We start from the raw sequence: 26,236 nt of genomic DNA on the forward strand, positions 1-26,236 counted from the left end.
CGCTACTCCGCGGCCGCGGGCAAGGCACCCGCCGGCGCACGACGGGCCAGCGCCGCCTCGGTCTGCGCCACCAGTTCCGCCAGGATGTCCGCGACCGGCTCGACCGCCTTGACGAAGCCGACGCTCTGGCCGGCCATCAGCGAACCCTGCTCGACATCGCCCTCGACCACGGCGCGGCGCAAGGCACCCGCCCAGAAGCGCTCGATCTGGAGCGAGGCCTCCTCGAAGCTGGTCTCGCCGCGCCGGAAGCGGCCGATCACCTCCACCTGGGTCTCGGCGAACCGCTCGGTCCCGGTGTTCACCAGGCCTCGGACCGGGATCACCTTGAACTGCGGGTCGATCTGCACCGAGGTTACCGCGTCGCGGGCGCTGGCTCGCACGAAGGCCTGCTTGAAGGCGGGATGGGCGACGGATTCCGTCGCGGCGGCAAAGCGGGTGCCCATCTGCACGCCCGCGGCCCCCATGCACAGATAGGCCGCGATCATCTCGCCATGCCCGATCCCGCCGGCCACGAACACCGGCACATCGGTGATGAACGGCAGGATCTCCTGCGCCAGCACCGAGGTCGAGACCGGGCCGACATGGCCGCCCGCCTCGCTGCCCTCGATCACCAGGGCATCGGCGCCGGAGCGGACCAGCTTCTTGGCCAGCGCCAAAGTGGGGGCGAAGCAGACGAGCTTGGCCCCGCCCTGGCGGATCGCCTGGATCGTGTCCTTGTGCGGCAGCCCGCCGGCCAGGACGATGTGCGAGACCTTGCGGTCCAGGCAGACCTGGACGAGCTGCGCCAGGTCCGGGTGCATCACGATCAGGTTGACCCCGAACGGTGCGTCGGACAGGGCCTGGACCGCCTGTATCTCCTCGTCCAGCCGGTCCGGGGTCATCGCGCCGCAGGCCAGGACCCCGAAGGCGCCGGCCTGGCCCAGCGCCGTCACCAGGTTGCGCTCGCTCACCCAGGTCATGGCACCGCCGAGGAACGCCAGTTCACAGCCCAGGAACCGGCATCCCCGGGCGGAGGCGGCTGCCAGCAACGGATGGGAAGGGAGCATGGTCACTGTTATCCGGCATCCAGGCCATAGGCAGAATGGAGCGAGCGGATGGCAAGTTCCATGTAGTCGGCGCCGATCAGCACGCTGACCTTGATCTCGGAGGTCGAGATCGCCTGGATGTTGATGCCGCGCTCGGCGAGCGTGCGGAACATGGTGTGGGCGACGCCGGCATGGCTGCGCATGCCCACGCCCACCACCGAGACCTTCACCACGTTGCCATCCGCGTCGATCCGCTCGATGCCGACGCTCTGCTTCAGCCCCTCGAGCAGCGCCTTGGCCCGGATCAGGTCGGCCTTGCCCACGGTGAAGGTCATGGACGTGGTCGCCCCGTCGGAGGACACCGACTGGACGATCATGTCGACATTGATGTTGGCATCGGCCAGCGGCCCGAAGATCGCCGCGGCCACGCCCGGCTGGTCCGTGACACCGGCCAGGGTGATCTTCGCCTCGTCCTTGCTGTGCGCGATGCCGGTGACGATGTTGCTTTCCATGATCTCGTCCTCGCCGACCACCAGCGTGCCGGGCTTGTCTTCGAAGCTGGAACGTACCTGCACCCGGACCTGGTGCTGCATGGCGAGCGCCACGGAGCGGGTCTGCAGGACCTTGGCGCCGAGCGAGGCCAGCTCCAGCATCTCCTCATAGGTGATCCGGTCGATCTTGCGCGCCTTGTCGCTGATCCGGGGATCGGTCGTGTAGACGCCGTCGACGTCGGTATAGATGTCGCAGCGGTCTGCCTTGACCGCCGCGGCGATCGCGACCGCCGAGGTGTCCGAGCCGCCACGGCCCAGCGTCGCGATCCGGCCGTCCGGCGAGATCCCCTGGAAGCCGGAGATCACCGCCACCTTCCCCTCGCCCAGCGTGCGCAGGAGGTTGTCCGGGGGCACGCTCTCGATTCGGGCCTTGGCATGACCGCCCTCGGTCACGAGCGGGACCTGCCAGCCCTGGAAGGAGCGGGCCTTCACGCCCAGCTGGTTGAGCGCCACCGCGAGCAGGCCGCTCGTCACCTGCTCGCCCGCGGCGACCACCGTGTCGTATTCGGCCGGGTCGAAATGGCCGGCGTCCAGCTCGTCCACCCACTTGACCAGCTGGTTGGTGGTCCCGGCCATGGCCGACACCACCACGGCTACCTGATGGCCGTCGTCCACCGCACGCTTGACCAGGCGTGCGACGTTCCGGATGCGGTCTGGATCGGCGACGGACGTGCCGCCATACTTCTGGACGAGCAGAGCCAAGGATCGACGCTCTCGAGATGGGGTGGCGAAATGGGGCGGGAGCACCGGCCGCGCACGCGGAGCACGTCATCCCACGATTGAATGGACGCGGTTCTCATACTGGCGGCGCTTGTCTACCACAAGCCCGGCCAGGGCGGCACGGGCGACCGCCGGGCCCGCTGGAAAGCCGGTGATCGCAAGCGTGAGGAAGAGCATGGTCGGCAATGAAGAGCGCAAGGCGAAGCGCAGGCCGGCGGCCAGGTCGAAGCCGGCGGGGCAGAAGCCAGTCGGGCAGAAGCCGGGCAAGCAGGAGGCGGGCGGGCCGCGCCCGGATCCGGCGCTCGATCCACGCGAGGTCCAGAAGTTCGCGGCACTGGCCGACCAGTGGTGGGACCCGGCCGGGCCGATGGCGCCGCTCCATGCCATGAACCCCTGGCGCATCGGCGTGATCCGCGATGCGATCTGCCGGCAGTTCGGGGGCGACCCGGCCCAGCGCACCCCGCTGGTCGGGCGCAGCCTGCTCGACATCGGCTGCGGCGCCGGCCTCCTGTGCGAACCGATGGCGCGACTGGGTGCGGAGGTAACCGGGATCGACCCGGCCGCCGAGGTGATCACCGCGGCCAGGCTCCATGCCGAGGAACAGGAACTGCGGATCGACTATCGCGAGGCCACGGTCGCGGACTTGGCTGCAGAGGACCGGCGCTTCGACGTGGTGACCGCGCTGGAGGTGGTCGAGCACGCGGAGGATCCCGAGCGGCTCGTCCAGGAGGCGGCCGCCTGCGTGGCCGAGGGCGGCCTGCTGGTCGTGTCCACCATCGCCCGCACCAACCGGGCCTGGCTGCAGGCGATCGTGGCGGCGGAATATCTGCTGCGCTGGTTGCCGGCCGGCACCCATGACTGGCGCCGCTTCGTCCAGCCGTCGGAGCTGGCGCGCTGGGTGCGTGGCAGCGGGCTGGTCGTGCAGGAACTCCGCGGCGTCACCTGGGATGCGCGGACCGGGCGGTTCGTCGACGCGCCGCGGCCGGACGTGAACTACCTGCTGGTCGCAGCGCGCCTTTAACTTTTTTTCTCTGTGTTTCCGGAGAAAATGGAGCAATATTAACTATAGCACTTGCCAGCCTCCGCCGGCGGACATAAGCCAGCAAAGAACCAGAATGTCCGATCAATCGGGCACGGAGGTGCAGATGTCCCGTCTATCTTGGGGCCGGCTGGCGGCCGCGTTCGCTCTCGTCCTCGGTACAGGCCAGGCCAGTACGGCATTGGCAGCCTGCAGCAAGGCGGATCTGGCCGGGCTGTGGCAGTACTATGTCATTACTTACCCGCCGGCACCTGCATCGATCTTCGCGCCGATCCGCGACCCCTACTGGCACAGCTGCACGTTCGCCATCAAACCGGACGGAACGATCAACCCGCAGAACTCGGTGTGCACCGATCAGGCGGGCAAGCAGACCAAGGTATCCGGCTCGGTCGAGAACATCGGCGGCAGCACTTGCATCATCCATGGCTCCTACCAGCTGGGCAGCCTCCGGGTTTCCCTGACGCGCGGCGCCCTGTCCCGCGGCAAGGACCATATCGACGGGGCCGGCTCGTCCCCGGCGGGGTCCATCGTGTTCAACGCGACCAAGCTCTGACCTGCCGGCACCCGGGCGCGCTTCTGCCAGGGTGCCGGCCCCCGTGGGACACGCAGCGGTGCGCACTGACCGCTCAAGCGGAGAAAATCTGATGTCGCGTCTGAACCGCCTGATCCGCGGCGCGGCTGGGGCCACCCTGGCGCTCGCCTGCCTGGCGCCGGCTGCCCCCGCCACAGCGGCCTGCAGCCAGAGTGATCTCGTCGGCACGTGGCAGGTCTTCTTCACCCACCACGTGGCCACGCCACCGTTCTGGATGAGTTGCACGTTCGAGATCAAGCCGACCGGCGCGTTCACGGCCGACCGCTCGACCTGTGCCGGCAGAGGCGGCACCAGCCGCAAGGCCTTCGGGGTGATCCAGCCGACCGCCGGCCAGTCCTGCACCTACAAGGGCTATGTCGTGGTCGGCGGCGTCCGCTTCGAGCTGACCCACGCCACGATGCGCCGGTCGAAGGATCACCTGAACGGCGTGGGCCTCCTCAGCAGCGACAGCCCGACGATCTACAGCGCGACCAAGCTCTAGACAGTCACGGTCGTGGCGCCGATGGCCGCAGCGTCCTGCGGAAGAAGGCCACGACCTCGTCGTTGAGCCGCCGGTGGAAGGCTGCCCGGTCGAAGCCCGGCGCGTCGATGCAGACCATCGTCCAGACATCGGGCGCCGCGCTCTCCAGCCGGGGATCGCAGGGCCGCAGGAACGCGAAATGCCCGGCCTTCGCCACCAGGTGGAACTCGGGCACCGCCGGCAGCGACCAGCGGAGGAGCGCCATGTTGGTCCGGTACGGCACGACCCGGTCCTCCGCAGCGGCCCATAGCTGCACCGGCACGTCCACCTCCGCGAGCGCCGCCGCGTCGAAGCCGAAGCCGACCGCAGCCGCCACCGCAGCCCGGATGCGCGGGTCGTGGTGCCACGCGAGGTCCGTGCCGGCCGTGCCGGGCAAGGGCAGCCCGCCGATCCTGCACGCATGCTCATCGGGGTGGCCGGCACAGTGGGCCGCGATCCGCTCCAGGTCCGGAACGGCGCCGACGGCCACCAGGGCGGTGAAGGCGCCGGCCGAGAAGCCGAAGATGCCGATGGCGCCAGGATCGATGCGATCCCGCCCGCTCCATGCGCCCAGCAGGTAGTCGAGCACCAGCCCCACCTGCCTTGGCCGCTCGACCATCCACCGGGCGGGCGGGTAGCGCTCGTCCTCGCTGTGGTTGCCGGTATGCGCCGGTGCCGCGACGACGAATCCGGCCTCTGCCAGGGCCAGCGCCAGATCGGCATGGCCGCCGATCCATCCGCCCGACCCGTGGGAGATGACCACCAGCGGCAGGCGGTCGCCGGCAATTGGGGCATCCGGCGCCAGCGCCTGCCGGACGGGGATGTCGAGGTCGGCCGGGACCGCTGCGTCGCTCGGGTACCAGATGCCGACCTCGATCGCTGCATCCTGCGGGTCCGGAACCCGGACATGCTGGAAGCCCACGGCCTGGGCTCCTCCGCCGGCCAGGACGAGCATGCAAGTGAGCATGATCGAACAGAGCTTCATGGATTGCTTCTCCTCAGGCCACCTCTGCCGGTGGCACATGGCGAGGAGACGATCCGTCCATCCGGGCGGCGACCTGTTTCGCGATCGAGGCCGGCCTGGATCGCGATCCGGCTCTCCGAAGGCCGCGGAAAGACGCGGGACCGTCGCGGCGGGAGCATCCGGCCTCTATACAGGGTCACCCCGTAGAACCCCGTCGGCGGGCTGCCCTTGATCTTCGTGCCGCTTCCATGGGTGGTCGCCCTGCTCCTCGCGATCCTGCTCGGGCGCATGGCTACGCGCGGTGACGATCGTCCGGCCGACCGGCGCTTCGTGGCGCTCATCGCGGTCTATGCGATTCTGTCAGTCATCATCGGCCTGCGCTGGGGCTACGGGATCGAAGCCATCCTGCCCCTGCAATCGGTCCTGGCCGCCCTGTTGCCGCCGCTCGCCTGGCTCTGCTTCGCAGGCCTGACAGCGGCCGGCCGCCAGCGCCGCTGGCCCCATGCGCTGCCGGCCTGCCTCGTGCTCGTGCTGATCGTCCTGTGGCCCGGCCCGATCGACGTCGTGATCATCGCGACCTTCCTGGCCTATGGCTCGGCACTCGTCCGGCTGGCCCTGGCCGGCCCGGATGCGCTGCGCCTGGCGCCGCTCGACGAGGCCCCTCTGGTCCACCGGGCAGTTCAGGTCACGGCGGCGGCCCTCCTCGCCTCCGCCTTCCTCGACCTCGCCATCTGGCTCGACCTCCAGTGGTGGGGCGGCGGCCATGCTGCCCTCCTGGTAGGACTCGCGAACGTGCCGGTCCTGCTGCTCCTGGGCATCGCCGCCGCGGTGGCCGGGCGCAGGCAGGCGCCCGCCGAGGAGCCAGCGCCGCCTGCCATGCCGCCCGCGGACAGCAAGGACGTCGAGATCGTCCGGCAGATCGACACGCTCATGCGGACCCGCCGCGTGTTCCGCGAGCCAGACCTCAACCTCGATCGCCTGGCCCGCAAGGCAGGGATCCCCGCGCGGCGTATCTCGGCGGCCGTCAACCGGCTGCGCAACCGGAACGTCTCGCAATACGTCAACGATCACCGGATCGCCGAAGCCTGCCGTCTCCTCGCCGACACGGACCTGCCGGTCACGGCCATCATGTTGGAGGTCGGCTTCCAGACGAAGTCGAACTTCAACCGGGAGTTCCGGCGGGTGACGGGGACGAGTCCCATGGCCTGGCGGGCCGACAAGGGAGGCCCGACGCAAGCAGAGGCTTCGGCCAGCGCCGGCCCGGGCTGAGGCGCCCGGGCCGCCGAGGCGTCAGGCGTCGGCCTTGGGCAAGGGCGGCAGGAAGCCGAAGCCGATGCCCTCGTCGTGCAGGCTCTGCGCCTCCTCGAGCGTGGTCTGGCCGAAGATGTCGCGCTGCTCCTTCTCGCCGTAATGGATGGCGCGCGCTTCCTCGGCGAACCGTTCGCCGACATTCTCGAAGTTCTTCTCGACATGCTCGTGCGCGGCACGGAGCTGCTGCATGAAGGCCTTCATGCGGGCGCGCTGCTCGGCACGCGCGGCGGCCGCGTTCTCCGAGGTGCGCACTGCCGGCGCCATGATCGACTTGGCGATCCGGACGTCACCACAGACCGGGCAGGTGAGCACGCCCTTGCCGGCCTGGTCCTCGAAGGCGGCATTATCACGGAACCAGCCCTCGAACTCATGGCCGGACTGGCAACGCAGGGTGAACTTGATCACGATGCGGCTCCTGGCAGCATGATGGCCGCTAGGTGCGGCTGGCGGCAGCCGGCTCGCCCTGCCCGAGCAGGGCGTCCAGCCGTCCGGCCGCTTCCAGCGCATGCAGGTCGTCGGAGCCGCCGACTCCCTGCCCGTCGATGAAGATCTGCGGCACGGTCGTGCGACCGCCGGCCCGCTGGACCATCTCGCCGCGCCGGCCCGATTCGGACCAGAGGTCGATCTCCTCGTAGGCGACGCCCTTCTTGTCGAGCAGCCGCTTGGCTCTGATGCAGTAGGGGCAGATCGGCGTCGTGTAGATCTCGATCCTAGGCATGGCTGCAACCGTTCTCCGCAGGTCATTGCCGGATCGAACGGAGCACTCCGGCCCGGCTGTCATTCTCCTGGTGACGATATGGTCATCAAATCGCCGCGCACCACCCTCGCGAGCACCAGGACATCCACCTGGGCGGCACCGGCCTCCAGCAGGGCCGAAGTGCAGGCTGCGAGCGTGCTGCCGGTGGTCAGCACATCGTCCACCAGGATCAACCGGCGACCTTCGACAAGGCTGCGTGCCGGCACGTCGAACACGCCGCCGGCCATATTGCGGGCACGGTCCGCGCCGCTCAGGCTCTGCTGGCTGCGCGTGGCCCGCCGCCGTGCCAGTGCCTCGTCCATGACCGGCAGGCCGACCTGGCGCGCCACCGCGCGGGCCAGCAGGCTCGACTGGTTGTAGCCGCGCCACAGCATCCGCCAGCGATGGAGCGGCACCGGCACCAGCCCGTCGCTCTCGCCGAACAGGTCGTGCCCGGCCCTGGCCATCCAGGCGCCGAACGCCCGGACCGCCTGCAGCCGCCCGCGATGCTTCATCGCCAGGATCATCGGCGCAGTGGCACTGTCGTAGCACAGGGCGGCCCGGGCGCGATCATGCACGGGCGGGCTCACGATGCAGGAGGGGCAGACGATGGCGCCGTCCGGAGCGCCTAGCACCGGAGTGGCGCAGCGCTGGCAGGCCGGCTCCGCGATGAAGCGCAGCTTGTGCCAGCAGGGCGGGCACAGGCTGCCCTGGCGCTCGACCATGTCGCCGCAGGACGGGCAACGGGGCGGCAGCACGGCATCGATCAGCACCTGCCCCATCCCGAGCAGGCTCCCGCGCAGGGACGGCAGCAGGACGGACGGCTGCAGCATGCGGCACCTTCCCTCAACCCGAAGTTGAGAAAAAGTCGTACCATTTGCTTTCCGGAAACACAATGTCCGGACGGTGACACCCGGCCGGTCATGCCGGAACATGCAGTCCCGTCCAGCCGTGACATGACATCGCAACCGGGCGAAGCTATAGGGGCCGGGCCTATGAACGGGGATTCATCATGCGTCGCGAACGCTGCGCCAAGATCGTGGCCACGCTGGGCCCATCCAGCACGACCGAGCAGCGCATCCGCGAGCTGGCCGAGGCCGGCGTGGACGTGTTCCGCTTCAACTTCAGCCATGGCAGCCACGAGGACCATGCCGAGCGTTTCCGGATCGTCCGGGCAATCGAGAAGGAGCGCCAGCGGCCGATCAGCTGCCTGATGGACCTGCAGGGGCCCAAGCTCAGGATCGGCACCTTCGCGGACGGCAAGGTTGACCTGGTCGCCGGCCGGCCGTTCCGGCTGGAGCTGAACGGCGGGCCCGGCGACGTGCAGGCGGTCCAGCTCCCCCATCCCGAGATCTTCAAGGCGATCAAGCCCGGCACCGAGCTCCTGCTCGACGACGGCAAGATCCGGCTCCGGGTCGAGAAGGTCACCTCCGAGAGCGCCGACACGGTGGTGGTCACCGGCGGGCCCCTGTCGAACCGCAAGGGCGTGAACGTCCCCAACGCGGTCCTGCCGATCTCGGCGCTGACGCCCAAGGACCTGAACGACCTGTCGTTCGGCATGGACATGGGCTTCGACTGGGTGGCGCTGAGCTTCGTCCAGCGTCCCGACGACGTGGCCGAGGCGCGCAAGCTGGTGGTGGGCCGCGCCGCGATCATGGCCAAGATCGAGAAGCCGCAGGCGATCGACCGGCTGGACGAGATCCTGGAACTGGTCGACGGCATCATGGTCGCGCGCGGCGACCTGGGCGTGGAGATGCCGCCGGAAGTGGTGCCGGGCCTGCAGAAGAAGATCATCCGGGCGTCCCGCGAGCAGGGCAAGCCGGTGATCGTCGCCACCCAGATGCTGGAAAGCATGATCAAGGCGCCGGCCCCCACAAGGGCCGAGGCCTCGGATGTCGCCACTGCCGTGTTCGACGGCGCGGATGCCATGATGCTCTCGGCCGAGAGCGCGTCGGGCGACTATCCGGTCGAGGCCGTCCAGATCATGGACCGGATCATCAAGACCGCCGAGCGCGACCCGCTCTACCGTACCTATCTCGACGCTTACCACGCCCAGGCGCAGCGCACGACGGCGGACGCGATCACCCTGGCCGCCGGCCAGGTCGCCCACACCATGCAGGCGGTGGCGATCGTCACCTACTCGACCAGCGGCGCCACCACACTGCGCGCCGCGCGCGAGCGGCCCGACCGCCCGATCATCGGCCTGATCACCCGGATGGGTACCGCGCGCAAGCTGGCGCTCGCCTGGGGTGTCCACCCGATCTTCACCGGCGACGCCCATTCGCTTGACGAGATGGTCGACAAGGCGCGCCGCTACGCGGTCGAGGCAGGCTTCGCCCAGGCCGGCAACTGCGTGGTGATCACGGCGGGCCTGCCGTTCGGCACGCCGGGCGCCACCAACCTCCTGCGGATCGCCTGGGTGACCTGATCCGCGCCGGTCACCTCGGGGGCTCGCCCGGATACTGGCGCGCCCCGTCCGGGATCACCACGCCCGGCAGCTTCTCCGCCGTCCAGATATGGAAGGCGTCGCCCAGATCGACCGGCCGGTCGAGCGCTCCGCCCTTCACGCTGAAGACGCCCCTGCGCGCCGAGCGATGCCAGAGCCGGCTCCCGCAGGTGGGACAGAACGCGCAGCGCAACTCGTCGCCGCTCCGCGTGGGCCGGCTCCAGACCGTCGGCTCGCCCTGGAGCAGGCGCACTCCGTCGGCTGGCATGATCACCGAGATGCCGAAGGCGGAGGCCGACTGCCGGCGGCACTGGGTGCAGTGGCAGACATAGAGCTGCAAGGGCGGCCGCTCGAGCCGGAAGCGGATGGCGCCGCACTGGCAGCCACCCTCGGCCTGGGCCAGCGAGCCGGTCGTCTGGTCCTGCGTCATCCCACTCTCCCCCTCAGGCGGCTTCGACGTCCTTCGCCATGTCGAGGCGGATGCCGGCATAGCCGTTCGCCGCGATCCCGGTGCAGAGTTCCGCCCATTCGCATTTGCCACAGGCGGTGCGGATGGTGCCGGCCGCAAACGCGCGGCGCAGGCGGGCCAGCAGCCGCGGGTCGAGCCTCAGCCGCTCGCCCGGCGCGATCGGCCGGTCGAGCAGGGCCGATACCGCCGCCGCGGCCCGGCGGTCCCGCTCCAGGACGCCCGGCCGGTGGCAATGCGCGCCTTCCTCGCCCAGCAGGGGCCGGCAGACATCGTCCGGCCCCTCGACGATCAGGATCTCCTCACGGTCGCTCAGCCGGCGCGCGATCGCATCGAACCCGGCACAGAAGGCCGGGCTGTAGCCCTTGCCGACATAGGTCAGCATGCACAGGAGGTGATGGGCGCGCAGGCGGACGGTCACTGGTCGACAGCACTCCGCCCGGTGCGGCGCCATGCCACCAGAAGCGCGGCCGCCAGCCCCGCCTTCAGGAACGCTCCCGGCAGGAACGGCAGGACGCCTGCGTGCAGCGCAGCGTCGACGCCGATCAGGCCGCTGAGCCAGGCAGCGCCCAGCAGCAGGATGACGAAATTGCCCAGCAGCATCGTGCCGAAGGAGGCGGCGATGCCGCGCCCCGTCCAGCCGCGCTCGGCCAGCCAGCCCACCAGCAGTGCTGCGACCGGGAAGGCGGCGAGATAGCCCGCGGTCGGGCCCATGAAATGCTGGGGCCCGCCGGCACCGCCGGCCAGGACCGGCAGCCCGACCATCGCCTGGCCCAGCCAGGCGAGCACGGTCAGCGTGCCGAGCCGCCAGCCATAGGTGGCGCCGACGAGCGTGATGGCGAAGGTCTGCATCGTCATCGGCACCGGCAGCATCGGCACCTCAATCCAGGACGAGGCGGCGAGGAACAGCGTACCCAGCAGCACGGCCAGGAGCTTCCAGGCGAGCGGGCGGTCGGACAGGCGCAGCGGCACGAACGAGGCGGGCAGGACGGCGGTCTCGGCAGCAGGGTGCAAGGCAAGGCTCCTGGCATGCGGTCGGATCGGCCGTGGCAGGCACGGCCCGACGCGAAGCTAGCGCGCGGCCGACCGCGGCTCCACCCGGATCAGGCCCACCAGGCTGCCCCGGATCCTGGCAGGGTCAGCTTTCGCCGATGCCGAGCGTGCCCATGGCGTGGCGCATGAACAGGCGCTTGAGCGGCGGCAACCGCTCGACCACCGCCAGGCCGGTCTCGCGCGCCAGCTTCAGCGGGAACAGGTCGTTGCCGAACAGCCGGGTGATCCCGTCGGTGATCGCGACCATCGAGATACCGTCCAGTCGCCGTCGCGACGCGTAGGCCGCCAGCGTCCCGGCATCGCCGGGATCGAGCCCGGCGCTCAACCGCTCGGTGACCAGATCGACGATCGCATCCACGTCGCGCAGCGCCAGGTTCCAGCCCTGGCCGGCGATCGGATGGATGCCGCGCAGGGCATCGCCCACCAGCGCCACTCGCTCGTCGGTGGCGCGCTCGGCCATCACCATGCGCAGCGGATAGGAGAAGCGCGGGCCCACCAGTTCCAGCTCGCCCAGCGCATCGCCGAACCGCTCCGCCACCTCGGCCAGGAACAGGCCATCATTCAGCCCGGCCACCTCCTCGGCCAGCCGCTCCTCCAGCGCCCAGACGATGGAGGAGCGCAGCCCGCGCATCGGCAGCATCGCGAACGGCCCGTCCGGGAAGAACCGCTCCACCGCCCGGCCGTGATGGGGCAGGTCGTGGGCGAGCGTGCAGACCAGCGCGCGCTGGTGATAGTCCCACTCCTCCGTGTCGATGCCGAGCATGGCGCGGGTCCGGCTGAACCGGCCCTCGGTCACGAGCAGCAGCCGGGCGGAAACCGACCGGCCGCCCAGATCCACCGTAATCCGGGCCGGCGTGCGGTCGAAGGCCTGGATGCGGTGCCCGGCCACGACCTCCACGCTCGGCAGGGCGTCGACCCGCGCGATCAGCGCCTTGCGGAGGTCGCGGTTCTCGACGATCCAGCCGAACGGCTCCTGGCCCACGTCGAGATGGTCGTAATGGACGTTGGCCGGCGAGTTCTTCTCGCCCACCTCGATATGGAGGATCGGCCCGGCATGCTCGGCCATGGCGTCCCAGGCCCCGTAGCGGTCGAGCAGGCGCTTGGAGCCCAGCGCCACCGCCGTCACCCGCCCGTCGAAAGTAGGCTCGACCAGCCGGTCGATGCGCTCCTGCTCGATCACCAGGACCCGCCCGCCGATCCGGCCGATCCCGGCGGCCACGGCCAGGCCCGTCAGCCCGCCACCGGCGATCACCACGTCGAACTCCGTCACCGCTGCTCCTTCCGCAAGGTCCCCGGCTGTGCCGACAGGATAGGCATCTGGCGAACTTCTCGCCAACCGGCACCGGCTTCGGCACTGGCCTGCCCCTGTGCCGGCCGCTCTGGCACACCCCTTGCTAGCAGATGGGGGTGACCATCTTCCTTTTGGCCCGAGCGCCACGAACGGCGGCCACCGAGCCGCCGCTTCGTGGCCATTAAGCCCGGAGGTACGCCTCCGGGCTGTTTTTTTTCCGGCTGTCGGTCACTGGTATGGATCGGCCGCGTCGCGCAGGCCGTCGCCCATGAAGTTGAAGGCCAGCACCACCAGGATCACCGGCACCACCGGCAGGAGCAGCCAGGGATAGAGCGCCACGACGTTGATGTTCTGCGCGTCGTTGAGGAGCACGCCCCAGGACACGATCGGCGGGCGCACACCCAGGCCCAGGAAGGAGAGCGCCGTCTCGCCCAGGATCATGCTCGGGATCGAGAGGGTGGCGGATGCGATCAAATGGCTGGTGAAGGACGGGATCAGGTGGCGGCCGATCACTCTTGCCGGCGTGGCGCCCATGAAGGTCGCGGCTTGCGCGAAGTCTTCCTCGCGCAGGGACAGGATCTTGGAGCGCACCGCGCGCGCCAGCCCGGTCCAGTCGATCAGGCCCAGGATGATGGTGATGCCGAAGAATACCCATAGCGGGTCCCAGTCGACCGGCATCGCCGCCGAGAGCGCCAGCCAGAGCGGGATGGTCGGGAAGCAGCGGATCACCTCGATCACGCGCTGGACCGCGGAATCGACCCAGCCACCGTACCAGCCGGCCATGCCGCCCAGCGTGATCCCGAGCACGAAGCTCACCGTGATGCCGATCAGGCCGATGGTGAGCGATACCCGGGCGCCGTAGAGGATGCGCGAGAACATGTCGCGGCCCAGCCGGTCCGAGCCCATCAGGTAGAAGGTGCCGTTCTCCGCCGGGCAGACCAGGTGGCGGTCCCCTGGGATCATGCCCCAGAACAGATAGGGGTCACCCCGGCAGAAGAAGCGCAGCTTCTGCACCTTGGTCGTGTCCGGGACATAGATCCGCTTGAGCGTCTCCATGTCGAGCGTCTGCTTCCAGCCATACACGAACGGCCCGACGAACTCGCCCTCGTGGAACAGGTGGACCATCTGCGGCGGGCTGTTGATCGCGAACGCGTTGCGCGAGTCCCGGCCATGCGGGGCCAGGAACTCGGTGACGAAGATCGTGGCGTACATGAACGCCAGGAACCACATCGACACCACCGCCAGCTTGTGCCGCTTGAAGCGCCACCACAGGAGCTGCCACTGGGACGCCCTGGCCCAGCGCTCCCGCTCGGGATCGGCGGGCTCCTCGCGGTTGGGATCGAACGGGGTGGTGTCGGCCCAGCGTTCGCTCAGCGGATGACGGCGCTCGCTCATCGTTCCGCCCCGGCCCCCAGCCGGATCCGGGGGTCGAGGAAGCCCAGCAGGATGTCGGACACCAGCGTGCCGATCACCACCAGCGTCGCCTCCAGCATCAGGAACGAGCCGGCGAGATACATGTCCTGGGTCTGCAAGGCCCGTACCAGCATCGGCCCGGTGGTCGGCAGGGAGAGCACCACCGAGACCAGCGCCGCACCGCTGATGAATTCCGGCAGGAGGTTGCCGATGTCGGCGACGAACGGGATCAGCGCCACCCGCAATGGATACTTCACCAGCACCCGGTGCGGCGGCAGCCCCTTGGCCCGCGCGGTCACCACGTAGGGCTTTCTCAATTCGTCCAGGAGGTTGGCGCGCAGCCGGCGGATCATGGCGGCGGTGCCCGACGTGCCGATGATCAGCACCGGGATCCACATATGCTCCAGCACGGAGACGAACTTGGCCCAGGACATCGGCTGGTCGACGAATTCCGGGTCGACCAGCCCGCCGATCGACGTGCCGAACCAGACATTGGCGAAGTAGAGCATCACCAGGGCCAGCAGGAAGTTCGGCGTGGCCAGGCCCAGGAAGCCCAGCAGCGTCAGGCCGTGGTCGCCCCAGGAATATTTATGGGTGGCCGAGTAGATGCCGATCGGGAACGCGATGATCCAGGTGAAGATGATCGTCGCGAAGCTGACGATGAAGGTCAGCAGCACCCGGTCGCCGATGACGTCGTTGACCGGCAGGTTGTACTCGAACGACCAGCCGAGATCGCCCTGGAGCAGGCCCCAGGCCCAGAACAGGTACTGCTCCCACAAGGGCCGGTCGAGGCCGTACTGCTGGCGCAGATGCTCGAGCTGCGCCTGGGGCATGTTCTCGCCCTGCGACTGCATCTCCGCCAGCTGGCTGGTGAGATAGTCGCCGGGCGGGAGCTGGATGATCACGAACACGACGACGCTGATCGCGATCAACGTCGGGATCATGGTGAGGCACCGACGGATCACGTAGCTGAGCAACGAGCGTTCCCCCGAGCGGACGCCCGGGATGCTAGTGCCTTTCGCTGGCAAGAGAAATCGCCATGGCCCGTGGCCAGCGCATTTCCGGAAAGGCCGGCTCAGGCGCCCCCGGCACCCCGCAGCCGCGGATCGCACAGCACCAGCAGGACCCGGTCGATCAGCTCGCGCCGGGGCGGCCCGCCCTCGCCCTTCAGGCGCAGGTCGAGCTCCAGGAGTTCGCGCATCGCCCGCTGCGCCGCACGCACCGTCCAGCGGCCGAGCGCCTTCTTCCAGGGATCGCGCAGCTTCCAGAACAGGCCGGCCACCACCTGGTCCGGCGAGCTGCCGGCATCGAGCTCCGCGCGCAGCCGGGCCAGGCGGCCGAACGCGGCCTGGAGGCGGTTCACGATCATGATCTCGTTGCCGCCCTCGCCCAGCAGCCGGTCGAGATCGGCCACCAGGCCCGGCCCGTCGCCGGTGAGCAGGTCCAGGATCAGGTCGTCCAGGCTGAGCACGCCGCCATCGGCGATCACCGCCCGCACGTCGGCGAGGCCGACCTTGCCGGGCGGGTCGCCCACATAGATCGCCAGCTTCTCGATCTCGGCGACGGTGACGGCGCGATCGGACCCCAGCGAGGCCAAGAGCGCCCCGAAGGCATCGCGGTCCACGACCAGGCGATGGCGCTGCAGTTCCTGGCGCAGCACCTCCTCGAGCGTGCGGCCCTCGTCGCGATAGCAGGCCAGGGAGGCCGCCTGCGGCGCCTTCTCGATCGCCCGGCGCAGGTCCGAGGAGCCGGGCAGGTCGCCGCCTTCCAGCAGCACCAGGCTCTCCTGCGCCGGCAGCTTCAGGAGCTCGCGCACGGCCCCCTTGATCCGGTCGTCGGCGTCGCGCACCCGCACCGCCCGCCGCCCACCCAGCAGCGACAGGCTCTGCGCCTCCTCCAGGAGCAGGCGGGGATCGGCGGCGATCCGTTCCGCCGGCAGCTCGCCCACCCGGAAGGGGTCCGAGCGGTCGCCGACCAGCCGGTCGAGCAGCGCCTCGATCCGCTGGACCACGAGGCCGCGGTCGGGCCCGTAGACCAGGAAGGTGGAGAGGCCCGCGTCCGGTGCGGCGAGGAAGGCCTCGATCCGCTTCGGCTGGACGATCACGAGGCGGTCTCTTGGTCCGCCGGCTGGTTCTGCTCACGGAAGAACACGGCCAGCAGGGTCGCGATCTGCCGCGAGCTGTCCACCGCCGCACGCCGCTCGGCGTCCTCCTCGGCCACCTGGGTCGAATACGGCGCCCGGCTGACATTGTAGCTGGCGATCCGGCGGACCCGGTTGCGGTAGACCGGGACGCCGTCGCTGCGCCGGTTCAGGCTGAACACCGAATCCAGGATCAGGTCGTAGCGCGTGATCGTGGCATTCAGCTGGATCGCCAGGGCCTTGGTGGTCCGCCCGATCGAGATGGCGAGATCATAGTCGGCCGGCACCTGGAGCGAGGACGGGTTGAGGTCGGTGGCCAGCGCCGCCTTCAGGGTCTGGCCGAGCCGCCCGTGCGGGACGATCACGTTGACCGAGGCCAGCTCGGCGCGCACGTCCTGGCCGGCCGAGAACTCGCCATAGAGCGGCTGGAAGCCGCAGCCGGCGAGCGCCAGGCCGGCCGGCAGGACCAGGAGGGAGCGGCGCCGCATGGCCGGGCTCGCCATCAGACCACCACGTTCACGATCTTGTCCGGCACCACGATGATCTTCTTCAAGGGCTTGCCCTCCATCGCCCGGACCGTGCCGGGCTCGGCGAGTGCCGCCGCCTCGACGGCCGCGCGCTCGGCCCCCTTGGGCACCCGGATCTCGCCGCGCCGCTTGCCGTTCACCTGGATCGGCAGGGTCACCTCCTCGGCACCCATCAGGCCGGGATCGGCGACCGGCCAGTCGGTCTCGGCCAGGAGCCGGTCATGGCCCAGCGTCGCCCAGGCCTCCTCGGTGACGTGCGGGATCATCGGGTTGAACAGCCGCACCAGCGTCTCGATCGCCTCCCGCAGCACCGCAGGCCCAGGCTGGCCGCGCTTGAGGTGTCCCTCGATCGTGTTGTGCAGCTCGCGCAGCAGCGCCACCGCCTTGTTGAAGTGGAAGCGCTCGATCGCATGGGTCACCCCGTCGATCGTCACGTGGACGGCGCGGCGCAGCTCCAGGTCGGCACCGCTGGCCTGGTCGGGCACCGGGCCGGGCTCGCCCAGCCGGTCCCTGGTCTCGTCGACCAGGCGCCACAGCCGGTTCAGGTAGCGCCAGGCCCCGTCGATGCCGCCATCGGTCCATTCCAGGTCGCGGTCCGGCGGGCTGTCCGAGAGCATGAACAGCCGGGCGGTGTCGGCGCCATAGGCCTGGATGATGTCGGTGGGGTCGATCGTGTTGAGCTTGGACTTGCTCATCTTCTCGACCCGGCCGGCCTTGACCGGCCGCTCGCCGTCGACCGTCACCCACTGCCCGGCGTCGTTCTTCCTGACCTTGCCCGGCTCCAGCCAGTTGCCCTGCTCGTCCTGGAAGGTCTGGTGGTTGATCATGCCCTGGGTGAACAGGCCCTGGAACGGCTCGTCGATCGACAGGTAGCCGACCTTCCGCATCGCCCGGGTGAAGAAGCGCGAATAGAGCAGGTGCAGCACCGCATGCTCGACGCCGCCGATATACTGGTCGACGGGCAGCCAGTAATCGACCTCCTCCTTGCGGCAGGGGCCGTCCTCGAAGTCCGGCGAGCAGTAGCGCGCGAAGTACCAGGAGGACTCGACGAACGTGTCCATCGTGTCGGTCTCGCGCGTGGCGGGCCGGCCGTCGGGCAGGGTCGTGTGCTTCCAGCTCGGATGAAGGTCGAGCGGGTTGCCGGGCTTCGAGAAGTCCACGTCCTCCGGCAGGGTCACCGGGAGCTGGTCGCGTGGCACCGGCACCACCGTGCCGTCCTCGGCATAGAGCACCGGGATCGGGCAGCCCCAGTAGCGCTGGCGGGACAGGCCCCAGTCGCGCAGGCGGAACTGCACCTGGCGCTCGCCGACGCCCATCGCCTCCAGCCGGTCGATCACGGTCTTCTTGGCGGTCGGCACGTCCAGCCCGTCCAGGAAGTCGGAATGGAAGATCCGACCGTCCTCGGTATAAGCCTCGTCGCCGATCGTGAAGGTTTCCGGGTCGGCCCCCTCGGGCAGCACGACCGGGATGACCGGCCGGCCGTACTTGCGGGCGAACTCCAGGTCGCGCTGGTCGTGGGCCGGGCAGCCGAAGATGGCGCCGGTGCCGTAGTCCATCAGCACGAAGTTGGCGACATAGATCGGCAGCAGGACGTCCGGCAGGAACGGGTGGCGCGCCTTCAGGCCGGTGTCGAAGCCCTTCTTCTCGGCCTTTTCCAGCGCCTCCTCGGAGGTGCCCAGCAGCTTGCACTCCTCGGCGAACGCGCGAAGGCTCGGGTTCGTTCGGGAAAGCTCCTCGGCCAGCGGGTGGTCCGGGGCGATCGCCAGGAAGGACGCGCCGAACAGCGTATCCGGCCGGGTGGTGTAGACCACCAGCGGCTCGTTGCGGCCCTCGACCGCGAAGCGGACCTTCGCGCCTTCCGAGCGGCCGATCCAGTTCTGCTGCATCAGCCGGACCTTTTCCGGCCAGCGATCCAGCTTCTCCAGGCTCTTCAGGAGATCATCGGCATAATCGGTGATCTTGAAGAACCACTGGTTCAGCTTGCGCCGCTCGACCGGGGCGCCGGAGCGCCAGCCCTTGCCGTCGATCACCTGCTCGTTGGCGAGCACCGTGTTGTCGACCGGGTCCCAGTTGACCCAGCTCTCCTTGCGATAGACCAGGCCCGCCTCGAGGAAGTCGAGGAACATCGCCTGCTCGTGCTTGTAGTATTCGGGCGAGCAGGTCGCGATCTCGCGGGACCAGTCGATCGACAGGCCCATCGTCTTCAGCTGCGCCCGCATCTCCCCGATGTTGGCGTAGGTCCACTTGGCCGGGTGGATGCCGCGCTTGATCGCAGCGCCCTCGGCGGGCAGGCCGAACGCGTCCCAGCCCATCGGATGCAGCACGTTGAAGCCCTGGGCCCGCTTGTAGCGGGCGATCAGGTCGCCCAGCGTATAGTTGCGGACATGGCCCATATGGATGCGCCCCGATGGATAGGGGAACATTTCCATGGCGAAGTACTTGGGCTTGGTCTTGTCGACCCGCGCCTCGAACAGGCGGCGTTCTTCCCAGATCCGCTGCCATTTCTGTTCGGCGGCACGCAACGCATATCGGGACATGGCGGAATTCGGTCCGGTCCAGGCGAGAAGAAGGGGTAAGTCGTGCCGGTCAGTCGGTGGCGGCAGCAGCGATCCGGAGCTGGCGCGCCCGGGTGAGGATCCGGTCCTCCAGCGCCAGGGCGGTCTGCGGATCGACCGGGGCATCCAGCCAGTCGCCGCTCTCCGAGCGGGTCTGCCGCCAGACCGACACCTTGATCCCGTCCGCGCGCAGGGCCTGGTCGCGCACCAGCACCTGCAGCTTGAAGCGTTCGTTCGGCGTCTCCGCCGGCTGGAACCAGTCGGTGGTGATCAGCCCGCCGAACGGGTCGGCATTGGCGACCGGCATGAAGTCGATCGTGTCGAGCGAGGCGCGCCAGAGATAGCTGTTCACCCCGACCCCGCCGGATTCCTCCTGCCGGGCCTTGGCCTCTCGCGAGCGGGAGCCGTAGAGGGTCAGCCCGTCCGAGCCGAAGATCGTGCCTGTGTCCTGGCGGCGCCGGGCCTGGTCCGTGTCCCACACGCCGGCTTCCGACTGGGTGACCGGCGGTGTCACTTCTTCGCTGCAGCCGGCGAGCGCGGCCACGAACAGGATGCTGGTGAGTGTTCTGCGCACGATGCGAGCCCGGGTCCGCCAAAGATCAGAGGGTCGTCCCTATACCCTCTCCGCGGCGCGACCATAGCACGGCGCCGGCGTTCCGCCAGTCCGGGCGCGCCGGCCGGCAAAACAGGCAGGGCGATCAGAAGCTCAGGCGGATGCCGAACCGGCCGGCGGCATCGCCATCGGGCCGGCTCTCGCTGCGGCCGGTGATGGCGAGGTCGCCCTCCAGGGTCAGCCAGGACCAGGCGGCCAGATCGGTGCTGAGCAGCATGGTCGAGCGCGTGTCGCCGACCGGGGTCTCGGTCTCCGCCAGCGCCAGCCTTGCCGCGACCCCGCCATAGGCGACTCCGGCCCCGACCAGCTCGGTCTGGAACCGTCCCTCGCCCAGTTGCTGCATGGTGCTGTTGAAGGTCCAGTCGTTCCAGACCACTGCACCGCCCAGCACGAAGCCCTGGTCATCGCCACCAGCGAGCGAGGTCGCCGCACGCGGCTGCGGAGCGACGTCGAGCGGTGCCGCGGTCAGGTCGAAGCGCAGGCGGTCCGTGGCGCTGCCCCTGGGCGTGAAGCCGAAGCTCATCGTGCCGGGACGCTCGCTGTCGGCGACGGGCTCGCCCGACTGGCCGACATAGCCCCCGGCGACCAGATCGGCTGCTGCCGCGACCTGGCTCATCCCCATCAACCCGACGATGCTGGCCACCAGCAACCGCCACATCCCAGGCCACTCCCGCAGGTCCGCCCGACGATCCGGGCAACTTCATCCACATCTACGCCGTGCCCGCCATTCTGCCAGGGCGCCAAGCACAGTGCGAGGAGGAAAAGAAAAAACTGCGGCGGGGCATCCCCCGCCGCAGCATCCCAGCAGATCTATGCCCCTTTCGGGGACCGGATCAGAACTGGATGTCGACCGCCACCAGGCCGGCGAAGCTGTCGTCGGAGCCCGGCAGGTCGCTGTCGTACATGCCAAGCTCGGTCAGGAACGAGACGCCCGGCATGATGCCCATCGTGCCCGAGAGGACGATGGCAGTCGGGTCGGTCTCGACGGTGGTGATGCCGTTCGTCGAGTCGCCGTTCGCCGTGGAGTACTCGAGGGCCAGCTTGGCCGGGCCGAAGGCGCCGCCGATGCCGACGTTCCACCAGTTCACGTCCGGCACATCGCCGCCGTTGTAGCCGTAGGCGCCGGCGAGGTTGAAGCCGAACAGGCCGAACGACAGACCACCGCTGATGCCGTTGAAGTCGTCGCCGTCCTCGGTCTTGCCGGCAGAACCGGTCACGCCGGCCAGCAGGTCGACACCGGCGAAGGCACCGCGGTAGGTGACCGCACCTTCGAGGTGATCGCGATCACCCGTCCGGTCGTTGATCTGGCTGACCAGACCACCAGCGTCGTCATCCGGAGCGAACGACACACCGGCCTGGAAGCCCGCGATCTCGGGCGTGTAGTACACGATCTTGGTCGCGGCGCCGCTCAGCGGCACGACGAAGGTGTAGACCGAGTCGAAGCCGTTGCTGCCGTTGAAGGCCGGGTTGAAGTCACCGTCGATACCACCGGTACCGGCCGCGATCACGCTCGAGAAGACCTTCGAGTTGTCGGCCGGGCCCACTTCGTTACCGAGGCGAACCTCACCCCAGCCGCCGCGGATGAACAGCCAGCTGCGGTCGACCAGGTTGTTTTCCGAGCCACGACCGTTGTCGAGGCGCAGACGCCACCGGCCGCCGTACTCCATCAGGCTGCCGTCGTCCTTGCCACGGACGTCGATGAAGAAACGGTTGTTGGTGTACATGCCGTAGCCGCGGTCACCGGTGTCGGGGCCACGACCGTTGATCGAGTCGTTCTCGCCGAACAGCACGCCCGCCCGCAGCTGACCGGACAGGGTGATATCGAGCGCGCCGCCCGGCATCACCTCGGCCGCGTTGGCGGCCCCGGCGGCCGCGACAACGCCTGAGGCCACGCCGGCCAACAGGAGGGTCTTGATCCTCATATCTATCCTTCCTTCTCGAACTAGCGCGACCTTCTGAACCGGACCGGAGGTTCCGAACGAGATCCTATCCGATAAACCAGGTGACCTTCACGGCCCAGTCGCCGAGGGAGTAGTTGCCCACCACGCCTGCACGCCTCAACTCGTTTCGCTGCTTCCACTGGGCGTAGTCGGAGCCCTGCGACATTAGTGCAACATGCCTTCTTGCCGCCGGCACAACACTCAAAGTAGATGCGGTGCGGGTTTCTCGCCCGCATACAGAAATCGGAAGACATGAATGCAACAGTCTTTACGAAGTCACGACGATTGATCTCACAATGGAAACCCACCTATCCGGATAGAGTAATAACTCGAAAAATTTTATCCATATTTTTTTGGTTCTTGATCGATCTCTTCACGCCGACCCGCCAGCAGACCACTACCGGCCGGCATCTCGACCGCCAGCCCACTTGGTAAGACGGATCCAGCCGCCATGCAGGCCGACAGAGCGAGAACGAGGTCCGGGCGGGCCGGCTCCGACGATGCCAGGAGGCCAACCGCTTGCGTCCGCACGCGGTTTGGTGGATCAGCCGGGGGGAGGCAGTCGCCCGTCATCCTCCAACCACGAGCATGCGAGCCGATGGACGTCGAGCAGGAAATCGCCTCGGCACTGGCCGAGGTGCGGCAACGGATCGCCGTGGCCGCGGAGCGCGCCGGCCGCGAACCGGGCTTGGTGACGCTGGTGGCGGTGAGCAAGCTGCAGCCGGCCCCGCGGGTCCAGGCGGCGCTCGCGGCCGGGCAGCGCGTGTTCGGCGAGAACTACGTGCAGGAGGCGCGCAGCCGCTGGACGCCGCTGCGCGAGGCTCATCCGGACCTGGAGCTCCACCTGATCGGGCCGCTGCAGACCAACAAGACCGCGGACGCGGTGGCGCTGTTCGACGTGATCCAGACGCTGGACCGCCCGAAGCTGGCGCGCTCCCTGGCCAAGGAGCGCGACCGGCAGGGCCGCCTGCCCAGGCTCTACGTCCAGGTCAACACCGGCGAGGAGCCGCAGAAAGGCGGCGTCCTGCCGGACGGGCTCGACGAGCTGCTGCAGCTGTGCCGGGACGAGCTGGTCCTGGCGATCGAGGGGCTGATGGCGATCCCGCCCGAGGGGGAGGACATCGCCCCGCACACCGCGTTGCTGGCCAAGCTCGCCAAGCGCCATGGCCTGGCCGGCGTGTCGATCGGCATGAGCGCCGATTACGAGGAGGCGGTCCGCTTCGGCGCCACCACCGTGCGGGTCGGCTCCAGCATCTTCGGCGAACGGCCGCCCAGGCCAGCATCCGGCGGCTGACGCTCAGGCCAGCGGCAGCTCCTGATAATGCTCGCGGGCCTCGGCATAGGGCCCGCGGCGCTTGGGCATCGCCAGCACCCGGACCACCTTGATGTCCCGCCCCTGGGGCAGGGTCAGCACCATGCCGGTGCGCACTTGAAGATGAGCCTTGGTCACGATCCGTTCGTCGACGCGGACCCGGCCGCCTTCGACGAGCTTCTGGGCATCCGTGCGGGTCTTGCAGAACCGCGTGTGCCAGAGCCAGGTGTCCAGTCTCAGCGCTTCGTCGTGCAAGTTGCCTCCTTTTCACCGGCCCTCAACCGGCTCTCCTGGTCCCTCAACTGCTTCCGGCGACCAGCGTGCGCAGCACCGCGAACGGTGAATCGCTGCGCCCCGCCCGTGCCGCGCGCTTGCGCTCAACGGGGTCCGGCCGGCGCCGCTTGCGCATGCGCACCAGCCTGCGTGCCTCGCCCTCGACCACGCAGGCAAAGCCCAGGCCCGCCGCCACCGCGACCAGCTCGTCGAGCTTCAGCCCGGCACCGGCCGCGAGGTCGCCCGGCAGGTCGAACTGCCGGCTTTCCCGCGCCCGTGCCCGCAACTGGGCGGCCAGCCGCTCGGCGACGTCCAGCCGGAGACCCAGCGTGCCGAACCGGGTGAAGCCCAAGGCGGCTAGGGTGGAAGCGAGCAGGTCCGGCACGTCCCGCCAGGTGGTCGCACCCTCGGGCGGCAGCGGGCAGTCCTGCCCGGTCCAGACCCGGATCAGCAGCGCGATCACCCGCCGCGCGCGCGGCCGCATCAACTCGGGCAGGAACAGCCATTCCACGCCCAGCCGCACGCCCAGCCGGGCCAGCGCCTTGCGGTCGGCCTCGCCCAGCGGGGTGGACACGCTCTCGATCCGGTCCACCCGGATCGCACCCAGGGCCTCGACCAGCGCATAGGCGACGCCGCGCACCGCACCGCTCTGCCCGGCATCGTCGCTGGCCGCAGCCAGTCGCCCGATCCGGCCGATGCCCCGCTTGATCCAGCCCTGCAGCCGCCGGCCGAGCTCGTCCGCCACCCGCTCGCGCAGCTCGCCGCGCAGTTCATCGCTGATCTTGGGCCGCACGACCGGCTGGAGCGGCGTGCGGCCGGGTGCGAGCCGGCCGACCACGGCACCCTGCCAGCGCACCGCCCCATCGGGATCGAAGCAGACCTCGTCCTCGGGTGCTTCGAGTATCTGCGCGACCCGCCGCTCCAGGGCCGGGCGCAGCGCACGGCGTGCCGCGGCACTCAGGGCCTTGCGGGCCAGATCGGCCTCGCCGGGCAGGAGGGTGAAGTCCAGCCCCTCGATGGTCCCGACCGGATGGCCGTCCACCGCCAGAGAGCCGTCCGCCTCCACCGTCGCCGGCAGGTCGTCATGCTCGCGCAGCGAGCGCAGCAATGCCGTGGTGCGCCGGTCGACGAAGCGCTGCATCAGCCGCTCGTGCAGGGCGTCCGACAGCCGGTCCTCCACGGCCCGGGCCCGCTCCTGCCAGTGCGCCGCGTCCTGGAACCAGTCCCGCCGATGCGAGAGATAGGTCCAGGTCCGGATATGGGCGAGCCGGCCCATCAGCGTGTCGATGTCGCCGTCCATCCGGTCGATATGGTCGATGGTCCGCGCCACCCAGTCGGCCGGGATCACGCCCTCGGGCCCGGTCAGATGGCGGTAGATCGTGCTGAGCAGATGCAGGTGGCTCTCGGCCAGGGTCTTGGAGAAGTCCGGGGTCTGGCAGACGCTCCACAGCAGCCGCACCCGTTCCGGGCGGTCGGCGATCTGGCGGATCTCCTCGCGAGCCGCCAGCATGTGCAGGGAACGGTCGTCCAGCGCGTCGCGCACCTTCCACAGCGCGTTGCGCGCGGCACGGTCGGGCCCGGCGTCCAGCGAGCGCAGCAGGCCCTGCAGGCTGCGAAAGTCCAGGGCGGAGTTGCGCCAGCGCAGATGCTTGAGCGGCGGAAAGCTGTGGCTCTCGACCGCCTCCACGATCCGCTCGTCCAGCTCGCCCACCCCGTTGGTGGTGCCGAACGTGCCGTTCGCCATGTGCCGGCCGGCCCGCCCGGCGATCTGCGCCACCTCGGTGGCAGCCAGCTTGCGCCGCTCGCGCCCGTCGAACTTGTGCAGGGCGGCGAAGGCCACATGGGTCAGGTCCATGTTCAGGCCCATGCCGATCGCATCGGTCGCGACCAGGTAGTCGACCTCGCCCGCCTGGTACATGGCGACCTGGGCATTGCGGGTGCGGGGGCTGAGCGAGCCCATCACGATCGCGGCCCCGCCGCGCTGGCGCCGGATCACCTCGCCCAGCGCATAGACGTCGGCCGCGGTGAACGCGACGATCGCGGAGCGGCGCGGCAGCCGGTGCAGCTTGCTCTCGCCGGCATAGGTCAGGGCGGACATGCGCGGCCGGGCGATCAGCACCGCCTCGGGTACGAGCTGGCGGATCAGCGGCTTGATCGTGTCCGAGCCCAGGAAGATCGTCTCGTGCAGGCCGCGAGCGTTCAGGAGCCGGTCGGTGAAGACGTGGCCGCGCTCCCAGTCGGCACAGAGCTGGATCTCGTCAACCGCGAGGCAGGCGACCGGGCGGTCCATCGGCATCGCCTCGACCGTGGCGACCACGTAGGGCGCCTTGTCGCTGCCGATCTTCTCCTCGCCGGTGACGAGCTGCACGGCATCCGGGCCGCGCTCCTTGACGATCCGGTCGTAGATCTCGCGGGCGAGCAGCCGCAGGGGCAGGCCGATCATGCCGGAATGGTGCGCCAGAAGACGCTCGATCGCGAAGTGCGTCTTTCCAGTGTTGGTCGGTCCAAGGACCGCCAAGATGCGCGAGTCGGTAGTGCGCATCGAGCTCATGACGCAGAAGATTCCGTTGCCGGTGCCGGATTGCAAGGGGGGCTTCTGCCACTCCTGCATCCCGGCCTGCACATGCGCACGCGAGGGTGACATGCCCGTGGCAGCCCCGCCCCGCCCCGCCATCGGTTCACAGCCATATTACCGGGAAGCGGAGGCGCTGGCCGATGCCGCCCGGTTCAACGGGGTGCCGGACCTGCAGGCCAGCCGATCGTGGCTGCG

At 69.4% G+C, this 26,236-nt stretch carries 26 protein-coding genes; 6 read left to right on the top strand and 20 right to left on the bottom strand.

The annotated features are described in order from the left end of the window. Nucleotides 1-2: 2 nt before the first annotated feature. Nucleotides 3-1,046, bottom strand: coding sequence for an NAD(P)H-dependent flavin oxidoreductase (locus HLA95_RS12095; RefSeq protein WP_191058945.1), 1,044 nt, complete (start codon nucleotides 1,044-1,046; stop codon nucleotides 3-5). 8 nt (nucleotides 1,047-1,054) lie between these two features. Beyond that, nucleotides 1,055-2,278, bottom strand: coding sequence for an aspartate kinase (locus HLA95_RS12100; protein WP_191058944.1), 1,224 nt, complete (start codon nucleotides 2,276-2,278; stop codon nucleotides 1,055-1,057). 193 nt (nucleotides 2,279-2,471) lie between these two features. On the opposite strand from HLA95_RS12100, the gene ubiG reads away from it, so the two are divergent. From ubiG to HLA95_RS12115, 3 genes are all read left to right on the top strand, one after another. Further along, nucleotides 2,472-3,317 (top strand): bifunctional 2-polyprenyl-6-hydroxyphenol methylase/3-demethylubiquinol 3-O-methyltransferase UbiG, encoded by an 846-nt coding sequence (gene ubiG, locus HLA95_RS12105; RefSeq protein ID WP_191058943.1) that lies wholly within the window; start codon nucleotides 2,472-2,474, stop codon nucleotides 3,315-3,317. Between the two features lie 124 nt (nucleotides 3,318-3,441). Beyond that, nucleotides 3,442-3,888, top strand: a complete 447-nt coding sequence (locus HLA95_RS12110) for a hypothetical protein (protein ID WP_191058942.1) — start codon at nucleotides 3,442-3,444, stop codon at nucleotides 3,886-3,888. A gap of 91 nt (nucleotides 3,889-3,979) precedes the next feature. Continuing rightward, nucleotides 3,980-4,408: a hypothetical protein gene (locus HLA95_RS12115; protein WP_191058941.1), complete on the top strand. Its 429-nt coding sequence runs from the start codon at nucleotides 3,980-3,982 to the stop codon at nucleotides 4,406-4,408. Between the two features lie 4 nt (nucleotides 4,409-4,412). Here HLA95_RS12115 and HLA95_RS12120 read toward each other — a convergent pair whose 3' ends face one another. Continuing rightward, the gene (locus tag HLA95_RS12120) at nucleotides 4,413-5,411 is read right to left on the bottom strand and encodes an alpha/beta hydrolase family protein (RefSeq protein ID WP_222183475.1); all 999 of its coding nucleotides are present in this window, start codon (nucleotides 5,409-5,411) and stop codon (nucleotides 4,413-4,415) included. 216 nt (nucleotides 5,412-5,627) lie between these two features. Between HLA95_RS12120 and HLA95_RS12125 the strand changes: the two genes are divergently transcribed. Continuing rightward, on the top strand, nucleotides 5,628-6,659 hold the full coding sequence (locus HLA95_RS12125) for a helix-turn-helix domain-containing protein (protein WP_223861447.1): 1,032 nt from the start codon (nucleotides 5,628-5,630) through the stop codon (nucleotides 6,657-6,659). A gap of 21 nt (nucleotides 6,660-6,680) precedes the next feature. Here the strand turns inward: HLA95_RS12125 and HLA95_RS12130 are convergent, their stop codons facing one another. Genes HLA95_RS12130 through HLA95_RS12140 form a run of 3 tightly spaced genes read right to left on the bottom strand, consistent with a single transcriptional unit; the run spans nucleotide 6,681 to nucleotide 8,270 of the window. Then, a complete protein-coding gene (locus HLA95_RS12130) occupies nucleotides 6,681-7,106 on the bottom strand; it encodes a DUF1178 family protein (protein WP_191058940.1) in 426 nt (141 codons plus the stop codon). Nucleotides 7,107-7,134: 28 nt separating this feature from the next. Next, a complete protein-coding gene (gene grxC, locus HLA95_RS12135; protein WP_191058939.1) occupies nucleotides 7,135-7,419 on the bottom strand; it encodes a glutaredoxin 3 in 285 nt (94 codons plus the stop codon). Between the two features lie 59 nt (nucleotides 7,420-7,478). After that, nucleotides 7,479-8,270 carry a ComF family protein gene (locus HLA95_RS12140; protein WP_223861446.1) on the bottom strand — a complete coding sequence of 264 codons (792 nt, stop codon included), beginning with the start codon at nucleotides 8,268-8,270 and terminating at the stop codon, nucleotides 7,479-7,481. Nucleotides 8,271-8,449: 179 nt separating this feature from the next. Between HLA95_RS12140 and pyk the strand changes: the two genes are divergently transcribed. Continuing rightward, nucleotides 8,450-9,865, top strand: a complete 1,416-nt coding sequence (pyk, locus tag HLA95_RS12145) for a pyruvate kinase (protein ID WP_191058938.1) — start codon at nucleotides 8,450-8,452, stop codon at nucleotides 9,863-9,865. Nucleotides 9,866-9,875: 10 nt separating this feature from the next. Here pyk and HLA95_RS12150 read toward each other — a convergent pair whose 3' ends face one another. From HLA95_RS12150 to HLA95_RS12205, 12 genes are all read right to left on the bottom strand, one after another. Beyond that, nucleotides 9,876-10,313 carry a GFA family protein gene (locus HLA95_RS12150; protein ID WP_191058937.1) on the bottom strand — a complete coding sequence of 146 codons (438 nt, stop codon included), beginning with the start codon at nucleotides 10,311-10,313 and terminating at the stop codon, nucleotides 9,876-9,878. Nucleotides 10,314-10,326: 13 nt separating this feature from the next. Next, the gene (locus HLA95_RS12155) at nucleotides 10,327-10,770 is read right to left on the bottom strand and encodes a DUF1284 domain-containing protein (RefSeq protein WP_222183477.1); all 444 of its coding nucleotides are present in this window, start codon (nucleotides 10,768-10,770) and stop codon (nucleotides 10,327-10,329) included. Further along, nucleotides 10,767-11,363, bottom strand: coding sequence for a biotin transporter BioY (locus HLA95_RS12160; protein WP_191058588.1), 597 nt, complete (start codon nucleotides 11,361-11,363; stop codon nucleotides 10,767-10,769). The genes HLA95_RS12155 and HLA95_RS12160 overlap by 4 nt, the downstream gene beginning before the upstream one ends. A gap of 124 nt (nucleotides 11,364-11,487) precedes the next feature. Continuing rightward, the gene (locus HLA95_RS12165; protein WP_191058587.1) at nucleotides 11,488-12,672 is read right to left on the bottom strand and encodes a UbiH/UbiF/VisC/COQ6 family ubiquinone biosynthesis hydroxylase; all 1,185 of its coding nucleotides are present in this window, start codon (nucleotides 12,670-12,672) and stop codon (nucleotides 11,488-11,490) included. Between the two features lie 249 nt (nucleotides 12,673-12,921). Then, nucleotides 12,922-14,088: an ABC transporter permease gene (locus HLA95_RS12170; protein ID WP_191058586.1), complete on the bottom strand. Its 1,167-nt coding sequence runs from the start codon at nucleotides 14,086-14,088 to the stop codon at nucleotides 12,922-12,924. Further along, nucleotides 14,085-15,083, bottom strand: coding sequence for an ABC transporter permease (locus HLA95_RS12175; RefSeq protein ID WP_191058585.1), 999 nt, complete (start codon nucleotides 15,081-15,083; stop codon nucleotides 14,085-14,087). The genes HLA95_RS12170 and HLA95_RS12175 overlap by 4 nt, the downstream gene beginning before the upstream one ends. A 98-nt stretch (nucleotides 15,084-15,181) precedes the next feature. After that, nucleotides 15,182-16,210: a DNA polymerase III subunit delta gene (gene holA, locus HLA95_RS12180; RefSeq protein WP_191058584.1), complete on the bottom strand. Its 1,029-nt coding sequence runs from the start codon at nucleotides 16,208-16,210 to the stop codon at nucleotides 15,182-15,184. Beyond that, a complete protein-coding gene (locus HLA95_RS12185) occupies nucleotides 16,207-16,734 on the bottom strand; it encodes an LPS assembly lipoprotein LptE (protein WP_191058583.1) in 528 nt (175 codons plus the stop codon). Before HLA95_RS12185 ends, holA begins: the two co-directional genes overlap by 4 nt. A gap of 14 nt (nucleotides 16,735-16,748) precedes the next feature. Continuing rightward, on the bottom strand, nucleotides 16,749-19,310 hold the full coding sequence (gene leuS, locus HLA95_RS12190) for a leucine--tRNA ligase (protein ID WP_191058582.1): 2,562 nt from the start codon (nucleotides 19,308-19,310) through the stop codon (nucleotides 16,749-16,751). Between the two features lie 49 nt (nucleotides 19,311-19,359). Continuing rightward, complete coding sequence (locus tag HLA95_RS12195) at nucleotides 19,360-19,902, bottom strand: DUF3576 domain-containing protein (RefSeq protein ID WP_223861413.1); 543 nt, start codon at nucleotides 19,900-19,902, stop codon at nucleotides 19,360-19,362. Between the two features lie 124 nt (nucleotides 19,903-20,026). Next, complete coding sequence (locus HLA95_RS12200) at nucleotides 20,027-20,599, bottom strand: hypothetical protein (protein WP_222183479.1); 573 nt, start codon at nucleotides 20,597-20,599, stop codon at nucleotides 20,027-20,029. 175 nt (nucleotides 20,600-20,774) lie between these two features. Beyond that, nucleotides 20,775-21,863 carry a porin gene (locus HLA95_RS12205; RefSeq protein WP_191058580.1) on the bottom strand — a complete coding sequence of 363 codons (1,089 nt, stop codon included), beginning with the start codon at nucleotides 21,861-21,863 and terminating at the stop codon, nucleotides 20,775-20,777. A 616-nt stretch (nucleotides 21,864-22,479) separates the two neighbouring features. On the opposite strand from HLA95_RS12205, the gene HLA95_RS12210 reads away from it, so the two are divergent. Then, nucleotides 22,480-23,175 (top strand): YggS family pyridoxal phosphate-dependent enzyme, encoded by a 696-nt coding sequence (locus tag HLA95_RS12210; protein ID WP_222183481.1) that lies wholly within the window; start codon nucleotides 22,480-22,482, stop codon nucleotides 23,173-23,175. A 3-nt stretch (nucleotides 23,176-23,178) separates the two neighbouring features. Here the strand turns inward: HLA95_RS12210 and HLA95_RS12215 are convergent, their stop codons facing one another. Both HLA95_RS12215 and HLA95_RS12220 read right to left on the bottom strand, forming a co-directional pair. After that, on the bottom strand, nucleotides 23,179-23,448 hold the full coding sequence (locus HLA95_RS12215; RefSeq protein WP_191062619.1) for an RNA-binding S4 domain-containing protein: 270 nt from the start codon (nucleotides 23,446-23,448) through the stop codon (nucleotides 23,179-23,181). A gap of 43 nt (nucleotides 23,449-23,491) precedes the next feature. Then, nucleotides 23,492-26,008 (bottom strand): helicase-related protein, encoded by a 2,517-nt coding sequence (locus HLA95_RS12220; protein WP_222183483.1) that lies wholly within the window; start codon nucleotides 26,006-26,008, stop codon nucleotides 23,492-23,494. Nucleotides 26,009-26,236: the final 228 nt, after the last annotated feature.

The sequence above is a fragment of the Geminicoccus harenae genome (genome assembly GCF_019800005.1).
GTDB lineage: Bacteria > Pseudomonadota > Alphaproteobacteria > Geminicoccales > Geminicoccaceae > Geminicoccus > Geminicoccus harenae.